Here is a 16929-nt window from a genome sequence, read left to right on the forward strand (position 1 = left end):
ACGATGGACAGCGCCGCGCCGGTGATCGAGGTCGACGAGGTGGTCACCGCCTTCGGGCCGCAGCGCGTGCACGACGGCGTGTCCTTCAGCGTCGCCCGCGGCACGCTGCTGGGACTGATCGGCGGCAGCGGGACCGGCAAGTCGGTGCTGCTGCGCGAGATCATCGGCCTGCAGCGGCCCAACGCCGGCCGCGTGAAGCTGCTGGGCACCGACATGTGGGCGGCGCCCGAGGGCCAGCTCAACGCGGTGCGCCAGCGCTTCGGCATGATGTTCCAGGACGGCGCGCTGTTCTCCTCGCTCACGGTGGCGCAGAACATCGCGGTGCCGCTGCACGAACACACGCGGCTGGCGCCGGCCACCATCGATGCGCTGGTGGCGCTGCGCCTGGCGCAGGCCGGCCTGCCGCCGGAAGCCGCCAGCAAGCGGCCGAGCGAGCTCTCCGGCGGCATGCGCAAGCGCGCCGCCATCGCCCGCGCGATCGCGCTCGAACCCGAGGTGCTGTTCCTCGACGAGCCCACCTCCGGGCTGGACCCGATCACCGCGCGCGGCTTCGACCGGCTGGTGCGCTCGCTGGTCGACGACCTCGGGCTCACGGTGTTCCTCGTCACCCACGACCTGGACACGCTGCTGGGCGTGGTCGACCGGCTCATCGTGCTGGGCCGCGGCAAAGTGCGCGCCGATGGCACGGTGGCGCAGGTGATGGCCGAGGACGACCCGTGGATCCGCGAGTACTTCTCGGTTCGTAGGATGATCGATGCCCCGAGCACGGCAGGGGCGGGAGGGCCCGATGGAAGCTGAAGCACGCTACACCTGGGTCGGCGCGGCCATGCTGGTCCTGCTGGCCGCGCTGGTGGGCGCCATGGTGTGGCTGAAGAACGTCGGCTCGCGCAGCGACTTCTCGTACTACTCCATCCACTTCGAGCACCAGTCGCTCGAAGGGCTGCAGATCGGCGGCGACGTCGAGCTGCGCGGCATCAAGGTCGGCCGCGTCGAGGACTACGCGCTGGCCGGCGACGACAAGAACCGGGTGCGGGTCGACGTGCGCGTCAGCCGCCGCGCGCCGGTGCGCACCAACACCGTCGCGGTGGTCACGCGCAACATCCTCACCGGCATCGCGACGATCTCGCTGGTCAACGCCGACCCGCAGGGCCAGCCGCTGACCGAGGTGCGCGACGGCGAGCAGTACCCGGTCATCGCCGAGGGCCGCTCCAACTTCGAGGAACTGGCCGGCCGCGTGAACCAGGTCGGCGACATGGCCGCCTCGGTGCTGAACAACCTGAACCAGCTGCTGCAGGCCGAGAACCGCGACGCCTTGATGGCCACCGTGAAGAGCCTGCGCACGCTGGCCAACGGCCTGAACGGCCGCCTGCAGGCGCTGGACACGGCCCTGGTGCAGGTGGGCCAGGCCGCCGGCCAGGTGGGCAGCGCCGCCAGCCAGGTGGGCGATGCCGGCAGCCGCATCGCGCAGGTGGCCGAACGCGGCGAGCAGCGCCTGGCCGGCACGCTGGGCGAGGCCGACCGCACGCTGGCCGATGCGCGGCAGGCCATCGCCCAGCTGTCGCAGGCCACCGACCGCCTGCAGCACCAGGCCCTGGAGACCGCGCGCCACCTCGAGAACACCGCCGCCGGCGCCGACGACAAGCTCGAATCCACCGCCGCCGAGCTGCGCCTGAGCATCGACGCCGCCACCCGCGTGCTCGAACGCCTGCGCGACCCACGCGCCGCGCTGCTCGGACCGGCGAAGCGTCAGCTGGGCCCCGGGGAGCAGTTGAAGTGACACCCCCCGGAGCGCCGACAGGAACCGCTTTCATGACGTACCTCATCGCTCGCCGCCGCACGCTGCTGGCGGCCGCCGCCACCCCGCTGCTGAACGCCTGCGTCTCGGTCGAACTCGGCCAGGACCAGCCGGCGCAGACCTGGCGCGACCTGCACGACCCCGGGCACGCGCAGCGGCTGGGCGCGCCGCTGGTGCCGGCGCTGCTGGTGCAGGCGCTGCCGGCCGATGCCATCGCCGATACCGCCTCCATCGCCTATTCGCGCCGCCCGCACGAGTACGCGTTCTACCAGCTCGCCTCCTGGACCGAGCGGCCGGTGCGCCTGGTGCCGCGGCTGCTGCAGCGGCGTCTGCAGCAGCGCGGCGTGGCCGGCGCGGTGGGCCAGCTCGGCGATCCGATGCGCGCGGACTGGCTGCTCAGCATCGCGCTCGAAACCCTATACCACGATGTGAGCGTGGAGCCGGGCCAGGGCCGGCTCACGATGGTGGCCGAGCTGTTCGACCGCCGCCAGCGCCTGCGCGTCGCGCGCCACCGCATCCAGGCGCAGGCCCCGGCCGCCAGCGCGGATTCGGCCGGCGGGGCCGAGGCCATGTCGCAGGCGCTGGCGCAGGCCTTCGACGCGCTGCTGCCCTGGCTCGAACAGGCACTGCAGCAGGCGCTGGCCGCGGCCACGCCCGCCCGCGGGTCCGCCCCGCCATGAATTTAGTTGACATCTAAACTATCCAGACCTAAATTGGCAGCCTGATCGACCGCGGTCCGACGGACTGCCTGAAAGGTCTGCCATGCGCATCGTCTGCCTGGGCGGCGGCCCCGCCGGCCTGTATTTCGCGCTGCTGATGAAGCTGCGCGACCCCTCGCACGAGGTGCTGGTGATCGAGCGCAACCGCGCCGGCGATACCTTCGGCTGGGGCGTGGTGTTCTCCGACCAGACGCTGGGCGCGCTGCAGCAGGCCGACCCCGCCAGCGCGCAGCAGATCCTCGACGCCTTCAACCACTGGGACGACATCGCGGTGCATTTCCAGGGCCGGCGCATCGTCTCGGGCGGCCATGGCTTCTGCGGCATCGGCCGCATGCGGCTGCTGCAGATCCTGCAGAACCGCTGCCGCGAACTCGGCGTCGAACTGCGCTTCGGCACCGAGGCGCCGGACGACGAGCAGATCGACGCCGACCTGATCATCGCCTGCGACGGGCTGAACAGCCGCGTGCGCCAGAAGTACGCCGCGGTCTACCGGCCCGACATCGACCTGCGCGCCTGCCGCTTCGTCTGGCTCGGCACGCACAAGCTGTTCGACGCCTTCACCTTCGACTTCCAGCGCACCGAATGGGGCTGGTTCCAGGCCCACGCCTACCGCTTCGACGCCACCACCTCCACCTTCATCGTCGAGACGCCCGAAAGCGTCTGGCGCGCCGCCGGGCTGGAGGACATGGGCAAGGAGGAGGGCATCGCCTTCTGCGAGCGCCTGTTCGCGCAGGTGCTCGATGGCCACCAGCTCATGTCCAACGCCGCGCACCTGCGCGGCTCGGCGCAATGGATCCGCTTCCCGCGCGTGGTGTGCAACACCTGGGTGCACCGCGCCGGCCGCGATGGGCAGACGCCGGTGGTGCTGATGGGCGACGCCGCGCACACCGCGCATTTCTCGATCGGCTCGGGCACCAAGCTGGCGCTGGAAGACGCGATCGCGCTCGACCGCGACATCGCCGCGCACCCCGGCGACCTGGCCGCCGCGCTGGCGCAGTACCAGGCCACCCGCAGCGTCGAGGTGCTGCGCATCCAGAACGCCGCGCGCAATTCCACCGAGTGGTTCGAGAACGTCGATCGCTACGCCACGCTGCCGCCCGAGCAGTTCGCGTACTCGCTGCTCACCCGCAGCCAGCGCATCAGCCACGAGAACCTGCGCCTGCGCGACAAGGCCTATGTCGAGGGCTTCGAGGACTGGATCGCCGCGCGTGCCGGGCTCGACACCACGCGGCCGCACGCCCCGGTGCCGCCGATGTTCACGCCCTACAGCGTGCGCTCGGTGCGGCTGAAGAACCGCATCCTGGTCTCGCCGATGGCGCAGTACTCGGCGGTCGACGGCGTGCCCGGCGACCACCACCTGGTGCACCTGGGCGCGCGCGCGCTGGGCGGCGCCGCGCTGGTGATGGCCGAGATGACCTGCCCCTCGCCGGAGGCGCGCATCACGCCGCAGTGCCCGGGGCTGTGGAACGACGAACAGCAGGCCGCGTGGGCGCGCATCGTGCGCTTCGTGCATGCGCAACCCGAGGTGAAGATCGGCCTGCAGCTCGGCCACGCCGGCGCCAAGGGCTCGACGCGGGCGATGTGGGAAGGCGTCGACCAGCCGCTGACCGAGGGCAACTGGCCGCTGATCTCGGCCTCGCCGCAGCAGTACCTGGACGGCGTCAGCCAGTGGTCGCGGGCGATGACGCGCGCCGACATGGACCAGGTGCGCGACGAGTTCGTCGCCGCCACGCACCGCGCAGCCGCCGCCGGCTTCGACTGGCTGGAGCTGCACTGCGCGCACGGCTACCTGCTGTCCTCGTTCATCTCGCCGCTCACCAACCACCGCACGGACGACTACGGCGGCGCGCTCGCCAACCGCCTGCGCTACCCGCTCGAGGTGTTCCGGGCGATGCGCGCGGCGTGGCCGCAGCACTTGCCGATGTCGGTGCGCATCTCGGCGCACGACTGGGTCGAGGGCGGCATCACGCCGGCCGACGCGGTGCAGATCGCGCGCGCCTTCCGCGAGGCCGGCGCCGACCTGATCGACTGCTCCGCCGGCCAGGTCAGCAAGGCCGAGCAGCCGGTGTACGGCCGCATGTGGCAGACCCCGTTCGCCGACCGCATCCGCAACGAGGCCGGCATCCCGACCATCGCGGTGGGCGGCATCACCGAAGCCGACCATGCCAACGCCATCATCGCCGCCGGCCGCGCCGACCTGTGCGCCATCGCCCGCCCGCACCTGGCCAACCCCGCCTGGGCGCTGAACGAAGCGGCCAGGCTCGGCTATGCCGAGATGCCCTGGCCGGTGCAGTACCTCAGCGGCAAGCGCCAACTCGAACGCAACCTGGAACGCGAACGCGCGCAGGCGCAGCAGAGCGCCGGCCTGTCGCCGCTGGAGCAGGCCAACCGCGCGCTGGGCGTGTGACGACGACCGCCTCGACCACCACGATGAGCAAACGACGCGCCCCCCTCGACGACCACGCCATCGGCCTGGAAGCCCGCGCCGCGGCCGACGACCATGCCGCGCTGAAGCTGTGGCTGCGCCTGCTGGCCTGCAGCACGCAGATCGAGACCGAGATCCGCCAGCGCCTGCGCGCGCGCTTCGGCATCACGCTGTCGCGCTTCGACTACCTGGCGCAGCTGCACCGCCACCCGGAAGGCCTGCGCATGAATGCGCTGTCGCGCTACCTGATGGTGACCGGCGGCAACGTCACCGGCCTGACCGACGAGCTGGAAAAGGAAGGCCTGGTGCAGCGCGAGCCCTCGCCGCAGGACCGCCGCGCCTTCGTGCTGAAGCTCACCGCAGGACCGCCGCGCCTTCGTGCTGAAGCTCACTGCCGAGGGCCGCGGCCTGTTCGAGCGCATGGCACAGGAACACGAAGCCTGGATCGTCGAGCTGATGGGCGGCCTGAAGGCCGCCGAACGCAAGACCCTGCACAGCCTGCTCGGCACGCTGCGCGTCACCATCGCGCAGCGGCAGTCGGCGCAGCCCGCCACCCCCTCCACCCCCACCCCTTCGGAGGCCGCATGACGACATCCCCCGCCGATCCACCGCGCGTCGACCCCGCGCTCGCCGCCGGCAACCGCCGCCCGATGGCCGCGTACATCGCGCGGCATTTCCAGTGGCAGGTGGCCGACGGTGTCGCGACGATCACGCTCAACCGCCCCGAGCGCAAGAACCCGCTGACCTTCGATTCCTACGCCGAGCTGCGCGAGCTGTTCCACGCGCTGCGCTGGGCCGACGACATCGCCGCGGTGGTGCTGCAGGGCGCCGGCGGCAACTTCTGCTCCGGCGGCGACGTGCACGAGATCATCGGCCCGCTGGTGCGGCTGAAGGCACCCAAGCTGCTGATGTTCACCCGCATGACCGGCGACGTGGTGAAGGCCATGCGCGCCTGCCCGCAGCCCATCGTCGCGGCCATCGACGGCGTGTGCGCCGGTGCCGGCGCGATCCTGGCGATGGCCAGCGACCTGCGCCTGGGCACCGCGCGCTCGAAGACCGCGTTCCTGTTCAACCGCGTCGGCCTGGCCGGCTGCGACATGGGCGCCTGCGCGATCCTGCCGCGGCTCGTCGGCCAGGGCCGCGCCAGCGAGCTGCTGTACACCGGCCGCTCGCTGGGCGGCGAAGAGGGCCTGCAGTGGGGCTTCTTCAACCGGCTGTGCGAGCCTGATGCACTGGCTGCGCAGGCCCAGGCGCTGGCGGCCGACATCGCCGCCGGCCCGCGCTTTGCCAACGGCATCACCAAGACCATGCTGCACCAGGAGTGGAGCATGACGCCCGACCAGGCCATCGAGGCCGAGGCCCAGGCCCAGGCGATCTGCATGCTGACCGAGGACTTCAAGCGCGCCTACGAAGCCTTCGTCGCGAAGCAGAAGCCGGTGTTCCAGGGCGATTGAGCCCGCAGCGTCCAGGAGGCACACCATGGCCAGCGCCCACACCGACACCTTCGCGCGCGACCGCCTGCCCCCGCGCGCGCAGTGGCCCGAGTTCCTGCTCGACGGTCCGGACCTGCAGTTCCCCGCGCAGCTGAACTGCGCCGCCGAGCTGCTGGACCGCCGTGTCGCGCAGGGGCAGGGCAATCGCCTGTGCATCCAGGCGCCCGGCGGGCTGCGCTGGACCTATGCCGAGCTGCAGCAGCGCGCCAACCGCATCGCCCACGTGCTGGTGCGCGACATGGGCCTGCAGCCGGGCAACCGCGTGCTGCTGCGCGCGCCGAACAACCCGATGATGGCCGCCTGCTGGTTCGCGGTGGTCAAGGCCGGCGGCATCGCGGTGGCCACGATGCCGCTGCTGCGCGCGCGCGAGCTGACGCAGGTGATCCAGAAGGCCGAGGTCTCCCATGCGCTGTGCGACCACGCGCTGGCCGACGACCTGGCCAGCGCCGCCACCGCCTGCTCCACGCTGCGCGAGATCCGCCACTTCAACGACCCCGGCCCGCAGGGGCTGGAGGCAGCGATGGCGCGCCAGCCCGCGGCCTTCGACACCGTGCGCACCGCGGCCGACGATGTCGCGCTGATCGCCTTCACCTCCGGCACGACCGGCCTGCCCAAGGGCACGATGCACTTCCACCGCGACGTGATGGCCGCCTGCCTGTGCTGGCCGAAGCACGTGCTGCGCGCGAAGCCCGACGACGTGTTCATCGGCAGCCCGCCGCTGGCCTTCACCTTCGGGCTGGGCGGGCTGCTGCTGTTCCCGCTGCACATCGGCGCTTCCACGGTGTTGCTGGAGAAGGCCTCGCCGCCGCTGCTGCTGGACGCCGTCGCGCAGTTCGGCGCCACGGTGCTGTTCACCGCCCCCACCAGCTACCGCGCGCTGGCGGCCGAGGCCGGCGCACGGCGCATCTCGGTGCCGCTGGGCGGCACGCTGCGGCAATGCGTGTCGGCCGGCGAGGCGCTGCCCGCCGCCACCCGCGCGCTGTGGAAGACGCACACCGGCATCGAGCTGATCGACGGCATCGGCGCCACCGAGATGCTGCACATCTTCATCTCGCACGACGAAGCCCATGCCCGGCCCGGCGCCACCGGCACCGTGGTGCCCGGCTACCAGGCCTGCGTGCTGGACGAAGCCGGCCAGCCGCTGCCGCCGGGGCAGATCGGACGCCTGGCGGTGAAGGGCCCCACCGGCTGCCGCTACCTGGCGGACGATCGCCAGACACGTTATGTGAGCGGCGGCTGGAACCTCACCGGCGACGCCTACCGCATGGACGAGGACGGCTACTTCCATTACTGCAGCCGGCTCGACGACATGATCATCTCGGCCGGCTACAACATCGGCGCCCCCGAGGTCGAGGAGGCCCTGATGCAGCACCCGGCCGTGGCCGAATGCGCGGTGGTCGGCTGGCCGGACGACGAGCGCGGCCAGATCGTCAAGGCCTTCGTCGTGCTGCGCCCGGGCCAGGCCGCCGATGCCGCGCAGGTGCGCGCGCTGCAGGACTTCGTCAAGCAGCAGATCGCGCCGTACAAGTACCCCCGCGCGATCGAGTTCCTCACGGCGCTGCCGCGCACCGAAACCGGCAAGCTGCAGCGCTTCCGCCTCAAACCCACCCTCCCCACCGGAGCCGCGACATGAGCACCGCCCTGCAACCCCCCGGCTGGCCACGCCCCAAGGGCTATGCCAATGGCGTGAAAGCGGGCGGCGAGATGATCTTCGTCGCCGGCATGATCGGCTGGGACGCCGAAGGCCGCTTCGCCAGCGAGCGCCTGGCCGACCAGGCTCGCCAGGCCATGCTGAACGTGATCGCGGTGCTGGCTGCAGGCGGCGCGAAGCCCGAGCACATCGTCCGCATGACCTGGTACGTGACCGACAAGCGCGAGTACCTGGCCCAGGGCCGCGAGATCGGCGCGATGTTCCGCGAGCTGGTCGGCCACTACACCATCGCGATGACCGCGGTGGAAGTGAAGGCGCTGATCGAGGATGCCGCCAAGGTCGAGATCGAGGTCACCGCCGTGCTCCCGGGCTGAGCCTGCTTAACCCCGCGGCGGGCGCTGCGGCGTACAAGAGCGGGTGAACCCCCGCATTGCCACCGCTCGAAAGGCCACCATGCACCACGCCACGCCCCTCGCCCTCGCCACCGCCGCCCTGCTGGCGGCCCTGCCCGGCCACGCCGCCCCGCCGGCGATCGCCGAGCTGCGCAGCACGCTCGACGACCAGCAGGCGCTGGCCGTCACGATCTACAACCAGGACCTGGCGCTGGTCAAGGACACGCGCCGCGTCGCGCTGCCGGCCGGTGGCAGCCGGCTCGCCTGGCGCGATGTCAGCGCGCAGATGAAGCCGCAGACCGCTTTGCTGCGCGGCGTCTCGCAGCCCGATGCCTTCCAGGTGCTGGAGCAGAACTTCGACTTCGACCTGCTGACGCCGGCCAAGCTGCTGGAGAAATCGGTGGGCCAGACGGTGCGGGTGGTGCGCACGCACCCGACCACCGGCGCCGAGACGGTCGAGACCGCCCGCGTGCTGGCCACCAGCGGCGGCCCGGTGCTGCAGATCGGCGACCGCATCGAGACCGGCATTCCCGGGCGCATCGTGTTCGACCAGCTGCCGCCGCAGCTGCGCGACCGGCCCACGCTGGTGGCCGAGCTGCAGGCGCGGCAGCCCGGCACGCAGACGGTGGAGCTGTCGTACCTCAGCGGTGGCCTGTCGTGGCAGGCCGACTACGTCGCCGAGCTGGACGCCGGCGGCGGCAAGCTGGACCTCAACGGCTGGATCACGCTCACCAACCGCAGCGGCAACACCTACCCGAACGCGAAGCTGCAGCTGGTGGCCGGCGACGTCAATCGGGTGCAGGAAGCCTTCGACGGCGCGGTGATGAAGTCGCGCACGCTCGCCGTGCCCGCCGCCGCGGCGCCGGCGGTCACGCAGCAGTCGCTGTTCGAGTACCACCTGTACACGCTGGCGCGGCCGACGACCATCGCCGACAACCAGACCAAGCAGGTGGCGCTGCTGCAGGCCGCCGCGGTGCCGGTGCGCCGCGAACTGCTGCTGGCCGGGCAGCCCTACTACTACGGCAACGCCGCCGGCGAGATCGGCCGCAGGCTCAAGCCCGGCGTGTTCATCGAGTTCGCCAACCGCGAGGAGGCCGGCCTGGGCCAGCCGCTGCCGCGCGGCGTGGTGCGCGTGTACCAGCGCGACAGCGAAGGCCGCGCGCAGTTCATCGGCGAAGACCGCATCGACCACAGCGCGAAGAACGAGACCTTGCGCCTGAAGCTCGGCGAGGCCTTCGACGTCACCGCCGACCGCACGCAGACCGACTTCAAGCGCCGCGAGTCGACGCTGAAGACCGGCTACGCGTATGAAAGCGCCTACGAGATCGTGCTGCGCAACGCCAAGCCCGAGGCGGTGACCGTCACCGTGCGCGAGCCGGTGCCGGGCGACTGGAAGATGCTGGAGGAATCGCAGCGCCACACCCGCGTGGCCGCGGGCACCGCGCAGTGGCTGGTCAGCGTGCCGGCCAACGGCAGCACCACGCTGAAGTACCGGGTGCTGACGCAGTACTGAAGCTACCCGAACAGGCCCGGCGCCTCCTCGGCGCCGCCGGCCTCGTCGGCATAGAAGCAGGCCGGGCACACCGCGCGGTAGCGCTCGTTGCCGCCGATCACCACCTGTTCGCCTTCGCGCACGCGGCGGCCTTCGCCGTCGATGCGCAGGTTCATCGTCGCCTTGCGCGCACAGGCGCAGATCGACTTCATCTCCTCCACGTCGTCGGCCAGCGTCAGCAGCGCAGCCGAGCCGGGGAAGGCCTCGCCGCGGAAGTCGCTGCGCAGGCCGTAGCAGATGACCGGCAGGTCGTCGACATGGGCCATGCGGTGCAGCTGGCGCACCTGCTCGGGCGCCAGGAACTGCGCCTCGTCGATCAGCACGCAGGCCACGCCGGCGAAGTGCACCCCCGCGAACACGGTGTCGGCGCCGAAGGTCTCGGCGCTGCGCTGCAGGCCCAGGCGCGAGCCGATGATGCCGGTGCCGGCGCGGTCGTCATGCCCGGCCGTGAACAAGCGCACGCGCATGCCGCGCTCTTCGTAGTTGTGCGCCACCTGCAGCAAGGCGGTGGACTTGCCCGCATTCATCGCGGCATAGCGGAAGTACAGCTTGCTCATCGAGGCGCGGGAGTGTAGCGGCGCGAAGCGCGCCCGCCGGCGCGCGGATACCCGGCGCACCCGCCCGCGACACCCTGGTATTTACCCGCATCAGCAATGCGTTTCTTGCATGACGCGGGCCGCAAACAGCATTGGCCGGGCGACAGCCCGTTCCGTACAGTCCGCGCCCCATGACCAGCCCCACCCCAGCACAGCGGATCGAGCACGACTTCCTCGGCGACAAGCCGATCCCGGCGCAGGCGTACTGGGGCGTGCACACCGCGCGGGCGGTGGAGAACTTCCCGATCACCGGCCAGACCATCGGCCAGGTGCCCGAGCTGATCCGGGCGCTGGCCTGCGTGAAGAAGGCCGCCGCGCGCACCAATGCCGCGATGGGCGTGATCGACGCCGAGCGCGCGCGGGCCATCGATGCCGCCTGCAACGAGCTGCTGGCCGGCCAGTGGCACGACCAGTTCGTGGTCGACGTGATCCAGGGCGGCGCCGGCACCTCGACCAACATGAATGCCAACGAGGTCATCGCCAACCGCGCGCTCGAACTGCTGGGCGCGGAAAAGGGCGACTACGCGCGGCTGCATCCGAACGACCATGTCAACGCCTCGCAGAGCACCAACGACGTCTACCCCACCGCGCTGCGGCTGGCGGCCTGGGTCGGCATCGGCGGGCTGCTGGAGGCAATGGCCGCGCTGCGCGGCGCCTTCGAGGCCAAGGCCGACGAGTTCCGCGACATCCTGAAGATCGGCCGCACCCAGCTGCAGGACGCCGTGCCGATGACCTTGGGCCAGGAGTTCAGCACCTATGCGGTGATGATCGGCGAAGACGAGCAGCGCCTGGCCGAGGCCCGTGCGCTGATCGAGGAAGTGAACCTCGGCGCCACCGCCATCGGCACCGGCATCAACGCGCCGGCCGGCTACGCCGAGCAGGTGGTGCGCGAGCTGGCCGCCATCAGCGGCGTGCCGGTCAGCGTGGCGCCGAACCTGGTGGAAGCCACGCAGGACACCGGCGCCTTCGTGCAGCTGTCGGGCGTGCTCAAGCGCGTGGCCTGCAAGCTCAGCAAGACCTGCAACGACCTGCGCCTGCTGTCGTCCGGCCCGCAGGCCGGCTTCGGCGACATCCACCTGCCGCCGCGCCAGGCCGGCTCGTCGATCATGCCGGGCAAGGTGAACCCGGTGATCCCCGAGGTGATGAACCAGGTGGCCTTCGAGGTCATCGGCAACGACATGACGATCACGATGGCCAGCGAGGCCGGCCAGCTGCAGCTCAATGCCTTCGAGCCCATCATGGGCTGGTCGCTGTTCAAAAGCGTCAAGCACCTCACCCAGGCCTGCCGCACGCTGCAGCACCACTGCGTCGAGGGCATCAGCGCCAACCGGCCGCTGCTGGCGCGCCGCGTCGCCGAATCGGTGACGCTGGTGACCGCGCTGAACCCGATCATCGGCTACGAGAAGGCGGCCCTGATCGCCAAGACCGCGCTGGCGCAGGGCGGCACCATCGCCGCCACGGCCGCCACGCTGGGCCTCATGAGCGAGGCCGAGATGGCCGCGCTGCTGGTGCCCGAGCGGCTGACGCAGCCGGTGCGGCTGCTGGGTTGAACCGAGGGCCCGGTTGGCACGAAAAGTGGTACGTTGAGGCATGACGTTTCCGAAGCTGTCGCAATTGACTTCCGCTCCGCTGCTGCTGGCGCTGGCCGCCGGCGCCGCGAGCCCCTTGGCCCAGGCCGGTCCGGTGCTCGACCGCATCAAGGAGAAAGGCACGCTGGTCATCGCGCACCGCGAGGCCTCGGTGCCGTTCTCGTACCTCGATGCCGACAAGAAGCCGGTGGGCTATGCGGTCGACCTGTGCCTGCGCGTGGCCGAGGCGGTGAAGAAGAAGCTGAACCTGCCGAACCTGAAGATCGGCTACCTGATGGTGAGCACCGCCGACCGGCTGCCTGCCATCGTCGACGGCCGCGCCGACCTGGAATGCAGCTCCACCACCAACACGCCGGACCGGCGCAAGCAGGTGGCGTTCACGGTGCCGCACTACATCACCGGCACCCGCTACATGGTGCGCGCCGACAGCCCGATCGAGCTGCTGGCGCAGTTCCAGGGCAAGAAGCTGGTCTCCACCAAGACCACGGCGCCGCTGAAGTCCATCGAGCAGGCCAACCGCGAGTACATGCTGGGCATCACCATCCTCGAGGCGCCCGAGCACCTCAAGGCGGTCGAGATGGTCGAGAAGGGCGAGGCCGACGGCTTCGCGATGGACGACATCCTGCTCTACGGCCTGATCGCCAGCCGGCCCGACCCCAGCAAGCTGAAGGTGGTGGGCAAGTTCCTCACCATCGAGCCGCTGGCCATCGCGCTGAGCAAGGACGACCCCGAGTTCAAGCGCATCGTCGACGAGGAGATGCGCCGCCTGGTCCTCTCGCGCGAGGCCTACAAGCTGTACGAACGCTGGTTCCAGCAGCCGATTCCGCCGAAGAACGTGAACCTGAACCTGCCGATGAACTACCTGCTCAAGGACTTCTGGAAGTACCCCACCGACCACGTCCCGAACTGAGCGCACTGCACCCGGCCTGCCCAGCGCTGCTACGGGGTTCCCCGTAAGTCAGCGCTTCCTGGAATTTCGTTTTCCCTCTGCCCACCACCAACACTCCGAAGGAGAAACGCATGAAGAAAGCCTTGCTCGCCCTCGCCGCGCTGACCGCCATGGGCGTCGCCCATGCCGAAGACACGCTGAAGAAGATCAAGGACTCCGGCAGCATCACGCTGGGCGTGCGCGAATCTTCCGGCGCGCTGGCCTACACGCTGGGTGACGGCAAGTACGTCGGCTTCCACACCGAGATGTGCCAGAAGGTCGTTGCCGACCTGCAGAAGAAGCTGGGCCTGGCCAAGCTGGACATCAAGTACCAGCCGGTGACCTCGCAGAACCGCATCCCGCTGGTCCAGAACGGCACGGTGGACCTGGAGTGCGGCTCCACCACCAACAACGCCGCGCGCCAGAAGGACGTGGCCTTCGCGATCACCACCTACGTCGAGGAAGTGCGCATCGCCGTGAAGGCGAAGTCCGGCATCAACTCGATCAAGGACCTGGCCGGCAAGACGGTGGCCACCACCACCGGCACCACCTCGGTGCAGACGCTGCGCAAGCATGAGCGCGCCAGCGGCGTCGACTTCAAGGAAGTGTTCGGCAAGGACCACGCCGACAGCTTCCTGCTGCTCGAGTCCGGCCGCGCCGATGCCTTCGTGATGGATGGCCAGATCCTGGCCGGCAACATCAGCAAGTCCAAGAACCCGGCCGACTTCAAGATCGTCGGCGAAGTGCTGTCGGTCGAGCCGATCGCCTGCATGATCCGCAAGGACGACCCGGCCTTCAAGGCCGCGGTGGACGACAGCATCAAGGCGCAGATCAAGGACGGCTCGCTGGCCAAGCTGTACGACAAGTGGTTCATGCAGCCGATCCCGCCGACCAACACCAAGGTCGGCCTGCCGCTGTCCGAAGCCACCAAGGCCGCGTGGGCCAACCCCAACGACAAGCCGATGGAAGACTACGCCAAGAAGTGAGCTGAATCCGGCCCCAGGCAATCCCTGACGCCGCCGGCGCAGGGCTTGCATATCCTGCTTCGAGCGCGCGGCCCCTAGCCGGCCGCGCGCTCGTTTCATTGAAGCGCGCTGGCCCCGCTCGCCAGGCCGCACCGGAGGATGTCTTGAGTGCATGGGATTGGCAGGTGTTCTGCAAGGACACCGCGACAGGCGAAATCATGTCCAGCTGCTTTGCCGCCGGCGGCAAAGAGGTCACCTACCTGCAGTGGATGCTGCAGGCCTGGGGCTGGACCTTGTCGGTGGCGCTGCTGGCGCTGATCGTCGCGCTGGTGCTGGGCTCGCTGATGGGCATCTTCCGCACCACGCCGAGCAAGGCGCTGGTGTGGCTGGGCGAGACCTGGACCGAGGTGTTCCGCAACATCCCGCTGATCGTCCAGATCTTCCTCTGGTACCACGTGCTGCCGGCCATCTTCAAGCCGCTGCAGGCCTTCCCGAGCTTCATCCTGGTGGTGTTCGCGCTCGGCTGCTTCACCTCGGCGCGCATCGCCGAACAGGTGAAGGCCGGCATCAACACGCTGCCCAAGGGCCAGCGCTATGCGGGCCTGGCGATGGGCTTCACCTTGCCGCAGACCTACCGCTACGTGCTGCTGCCGATGGCCTTCCGCATCGTCATCCCGCCGCTCACCAGCGAGTCGATGAACATCATCAAGAATTCCTCGGTGGCCTTCGCGGTCAGCATCGCCGAGCTGGCGTTCTTCGCCCAGCAGGCGGCCGAGGAAACCTCGCAGCCGATCATGATGTACAGCGCGGCCACGCTGCTGTACTTCGTCTCGGCCTTCGCGATCAACCGCATCGCGAAGTTCGTCGAAACCCGGGTCCAGGTGCCCGGCATGCTCGGGAGCAAGTGACGTGGGCGCTCTCGACTTTGCCTTCCTGAACTGGAGTGTCATCTCCAGCTTCGTCGCCAAGGGCTTCATCTTCTCGGTGCAGCTCACCATCATCGCGATGCTCGGCGGCATCGCCTGGGGCACCGCGCTGGCGCTGATGCGGCTGTCGGGCAAGCCCTGGCTGGTGCAGCCGGCCGCGGCCTACGTGAACCTGATGCGCAGCGTGCCGCTGGTGATGGTGATCCTGTGGTTCTTCCTGCTGATCCCGCTGCTGATCGGCCGCTCGATCGGCGCCGAGCTCTCGGCCATCATCACCTTCACGCTGTTCGAGGCCGCCTACTACTCCGAGATCATGCGCGCGGGCATCCAGAGCGTGTCGCGCGGCCAGGTCTATGCGGGCTACGCGGTGGGCATGACCTACGCGCAGTGCATGAAGCTGGTGGTGCTGCCGCAGGCCTTCCGCAACATGCTGCCGGTGCTGCTGACGCAGACCATCATCCTGTTCCAGGACACCTCGCTGGTCTACGCCATCGGCGCCTACGACCTGCTCAAGGGCTTCGAAGTGGCCGGCAAGAACTTCAACCGCCCGGTCGAAACCTACCTGGTCGCCGCCGTCCTGTACTTCGTCATCTGCTTCAGCCTCTCGATGCTCGTGAGAAAGCTGCAGAAGAAGATCGCCATCATCCGCTGAGATTCACACCATGATCGACATCAAGAACGTCTCCAAGTGGTACGGCTCGTTCCAGGTGCTGACCGACTGCACGACCAGCATCCAGAAGGGCGAGGTGGTGGTGGTCTGCGGTCCCTCGGGCTCGGGCAAGTCCACGCTGATCAAGACCGTCAACGCGCTGGAACCCATCCAGAAGGGCGACATCATCGTCGACGGCACCTCGATCACCGCACCGGGCACCAACCTGCCCAAGCTGCGCAGCCGCGTCGGCATGGTGTTCCAGCACTTCGAGCTGTTCCCGCACCTCTCGGTGACCGAGAACCTGACCATCGCGCAGATCAAGGTGCTGGGCCGCAGCCTCGACGAGGCCAAGACCCGCGGCCTGAAGATGCTGGACCGCGTGGGCCTGATGGCGCACAAGGACAAGTTCCCCGGCCAGCTCTCCGGCGGCCAGCAGCAGCGCGTGGCCATCGCCCGCGCGCTGAGCATGGACCCGATCGTGATGCTGTTCGACGAGCCCACCTCGGCGCTCGACCCCGAGATGGTCGGCGAAGTGCTCGACGTGATGGTGCAGCTGGCCAACGAAGGCATGACGATGATGTGCGTCACGCACGAGATGGGCTTCGCCAAGAAGGTCAGCCACCGCGTGATCTTCATGGACGCCGGCAAGATCGTCGAGGACTGCCGCAAGGAAGAGTTCTTCGGCAACCCGGAAGCCCGCTCGCCGCGCGCGAAGGACTTCCTGTCCAAGATCCTGCAGCACTGATCTCCCACCCCCGGAGCGCCTGCGGCGCTTCCCCCTCCAGGGGGCGGCCGCCGGCGGACCGGCCAAGCCGGATCCGCGGTGGCTGCTTGTTTGGATCGGCGCGCCTTCCGCAGTGGCGCGCTCAGTTCCGAGGTACGCAACATGAACACCTCTTCGACAGCCATGTTCCAGCGTGTGCTGGTCGGCATCGACTTTTCCGCCGATTCGCTCAGCGCGCTGCAGGTGGCGCATGAGCGCTTCGCCGCGCCGACCGCCACGCTGGTGCTGGTGCATGCCGCCGATGCGGCCGAAGACCTCAGCGACTACGCCGAGCTGCGTGGCCAGGTCGTCAGTGCCCAGGCCGGCGACCTGCAGCGCCGGCTGCAAGGCCTGGCCGCCGCGCGCCGCGAAGGCTGGCAGGAAGTGCACACCGTGCTCGAACTCGGCAAGCCGGCCGACGTGATCCTGGCCGCCGCCCACGCCTGGCAGGCCGACCTGGTCGTGCTGGGCTCGCACGGCCAC

16 protein-coding genes and 1 pseudogene are annotated in these 16929 nt (G+C 69.7%); 16 read left to right on the forward strand and 1 reads right to left on the reverse strand.

The annotated features are described in order from the left end of the window. Window positions 1–3 precede the first annotated feature (3 nt). From ACILR4_RS23610 to ACILR4_RS23650, 9 genes and pseudogenes are all read left to right on the forward strand, one after another. Window positions 4–798, forward strand: coding sequence for an ABC transporter ATP-binding protein (locus ACILR4_RS23610; protein WP_395703338.1), 795 nt, complete (start codon window positions 4–6; stop codon window positions 796–798). Then, window positions 788–1777 carry an MlaD family protein gene (locus ACILR4_RS23615; RefSeq protein ID WP_395703339.1) on the forward strand — a complete coding sequence of 330 codons (990 nt, stop codon included), beginning with the start codon at window positions 788–790 and terminating at the stop codon, window positions 1775–1777. The genes ACILR4_RS23610 and ACILR4_RS23615 overlap by 11 nt, the downstream gene beginning before the upstream one ends. A gap of 32 nt (window positions 1778–1809) precedes the next feature. Next, the gene (locus ACILR4_RS23620) at window positions 1810–2475 is read left to right on the forward strand and encodes an ABC-type transport auxiliary lipoprotein family protein (RefSeq protein WP_395703340.1); all 666 of its coding nucleotides are present in this window, start codon (window positions 1810–1812) and stop codon (window positions 2473–2475) included. A gap of 82 nt (window positions 2476–2557) precedes the next feature. Beyond that, the gene (locus tag ACILR4_RS23625; protein WP_395703341.1) at window positions 2558–4921 is read left to right on the forward strand and encodes a bifunctional salicylyl-CoA 5-hydroxylase/oxidoreductase; all 2364 of its coding nucleotides are present in this window, start codon (window positions 2558–2560) and stop codon (window positions 4919–4921) included. A 23-nt stretch (window positions 4922–4944) separates the two neighbouring features. Beyond that, window positions 4945–5220, forward strand: a pseudogene (locus tag ACILR4_RS23630) (MarR family transcriptional regulator); the annotation flags it as partial. A 303-nt stretch (window positions 5221–5523) separates the two neighbouring features. Beyond that, a complete protein-coding gene (locus ACILR4_RS23635) occupies window positions 5524–6393 on the forward strand; it encodes an enoyl-CoA hydratase family protein (protein ID WP_395703352.1) in 870 nt (289 codons plus the stop codon). A gap of 25 nt (window positions 6394–6418) precedes the next feature. After that, window positions 6419–8065 (forward strand): AMP-binding protein, encoded by a 1647-nt coding sequence (locus ACILR4_RS23640; RefSeq protein ID WP_395703342.1) that lies wholly within the window; start codon window positions 6419–6421, stop codon window positions 8063–8065. Next, complete coding sequence (locus tag ACILR4_RS23645; protein ID WP_395703343.1) at window positions 8062–8457, forward strand: RidA family protein; 396 nt, start codon at window positions 8062–8064, stop codon at window positions 8455–8457. The genes ACILR4_RS23640 and ACILR4_RS23645 overlap by 4 nt, the downstream gene beginning before the upstream one ends. Window positions 8458–8536: 79 nt before the next feature. Continuing rightward, window positions 8537–9988 (forward strand): DUF4139 domain-containing protein, encoded by a 1452-nt coding sequence (locus tag ACILR4_RS23650; protein ID WP_395703344.1) that lies wholly within the window; start codon window positions 8537–8539, stop codon window positions 9986–9988. Between the two features lie 2 nt (window positions 9989–9990). Here ACILR4_RS23650 and ACILR4_RS23655 read toward each other — a convergent pair whose 3' ends face one another. Then, window positions 9991–10584 carry a thymidine kinase gene (locus tag ACILR4_RS23655; protein WP_395703345.1) on the reverse strand — a complete coding sequence of 198 codons (594 nt, stop codon included), beginning with the start codon at window positions 10582–10584 and terminating at the stop codon, window positions 9991–9993. A 170-nt stretch (window positions 10585–10754) separates the two neighbouring features. Here ACILR4_RS23655 and ACILR4_RS23660 point away from each other — a divergent pair, with 170 nt between their 5' ends. The 7 genes from ACILR4_RS23660 to ACILR4_RS23690 form a co-directional block, all read left to right on the forward strand. Then, window positions 10755–12173 (forward strand): aspartate ammonia-lyase, encoded by a 1419-nt coding sequence (locus tag ACILR4_RS23660; protein ID WP_395703346.1) that lies wholly within the window; start codon window positions 10755–10757, stop codon window positions 12171–12173. A gap of 40 nt (window positions 12174–12213) precedes the next feature. After that, window positions 12214–13122: an amino acid ABC transporter substrate-binding protein gene (locus ACILR4_RS23665; protein ID WP_395703347.1), complete on the forward strand. Its 909-nt coding sequence runs from the start codon at window positions 12214–12216 to the stop codon at window positions 13120–13122. Between the two features lie 110 nt (window positions 13123–13232). Beyond that, window positions 13233–14126 carry an amino acid ABC transporter substrate-binding protein gene (locus ACILR4_RS23670; protein ID WP_395703348.1) on the forward strand — a complete coding sequence of 298 codons (894 nt, stop codon included), beginning with the start codon at window positions 13233–13235 and terminating at the stop codon, window positions 14124–14126. Window positions 14127–14323: 197 nt separating this feature from the next. Next, window positions 14324–15013, forward strand: coding sequence for an amino acid ABC transporter permease (locus ACILR4_RS23675; RefSeq protein WP_395703353.1), 690 nt, complete (start codon window positions 14324–14326; stop codon window positions 15011–15013). A gap of 1 nt (window position 15014) precedes the next feature. Then, on the forward strand, window positions 15015–15683 hold the full coding sequence (locus ACILR4_RS23680) for an amino acid ABC transporter permease (RefSeq protein WP_395703349.1): 669 nt from the start codon (window positions 15015–15017) through the stop codon (window positions 15681–15683). 10 nt (window positions 15684–15693) lie between these two features. After that, window positions 15694–16428: an amino acid ABC transporter ATP-binding protein gene (locus ACILR4_RS23685; RefSeq protein WP_395703350.1), complete on the forward strand. Its 735-nt coding sequence runs from the start codon at window positions 15694–15696 to the stop codon at window positions 16426–16428. A 141-nt stretch (window positions 16429–16569) separates the two neighbouring features. After that, on the forward strand, window positions 16570–16929 hold a 360-nt coding region (locus ACILR4_RS23690), incomplete at its 3' end, for a universal stress protein (protein ID WP_395703351.1).

Source organism: Aquabacterium sp., assembly GCF_044226965.1.
In the GTDB taxonomy this organism is placed as follows: Bacteria; Pseudomonadota; Gammaproteobacteria; order Burkholderiales; family Burkholderiaceae_C; genus Pseudaquabacterium.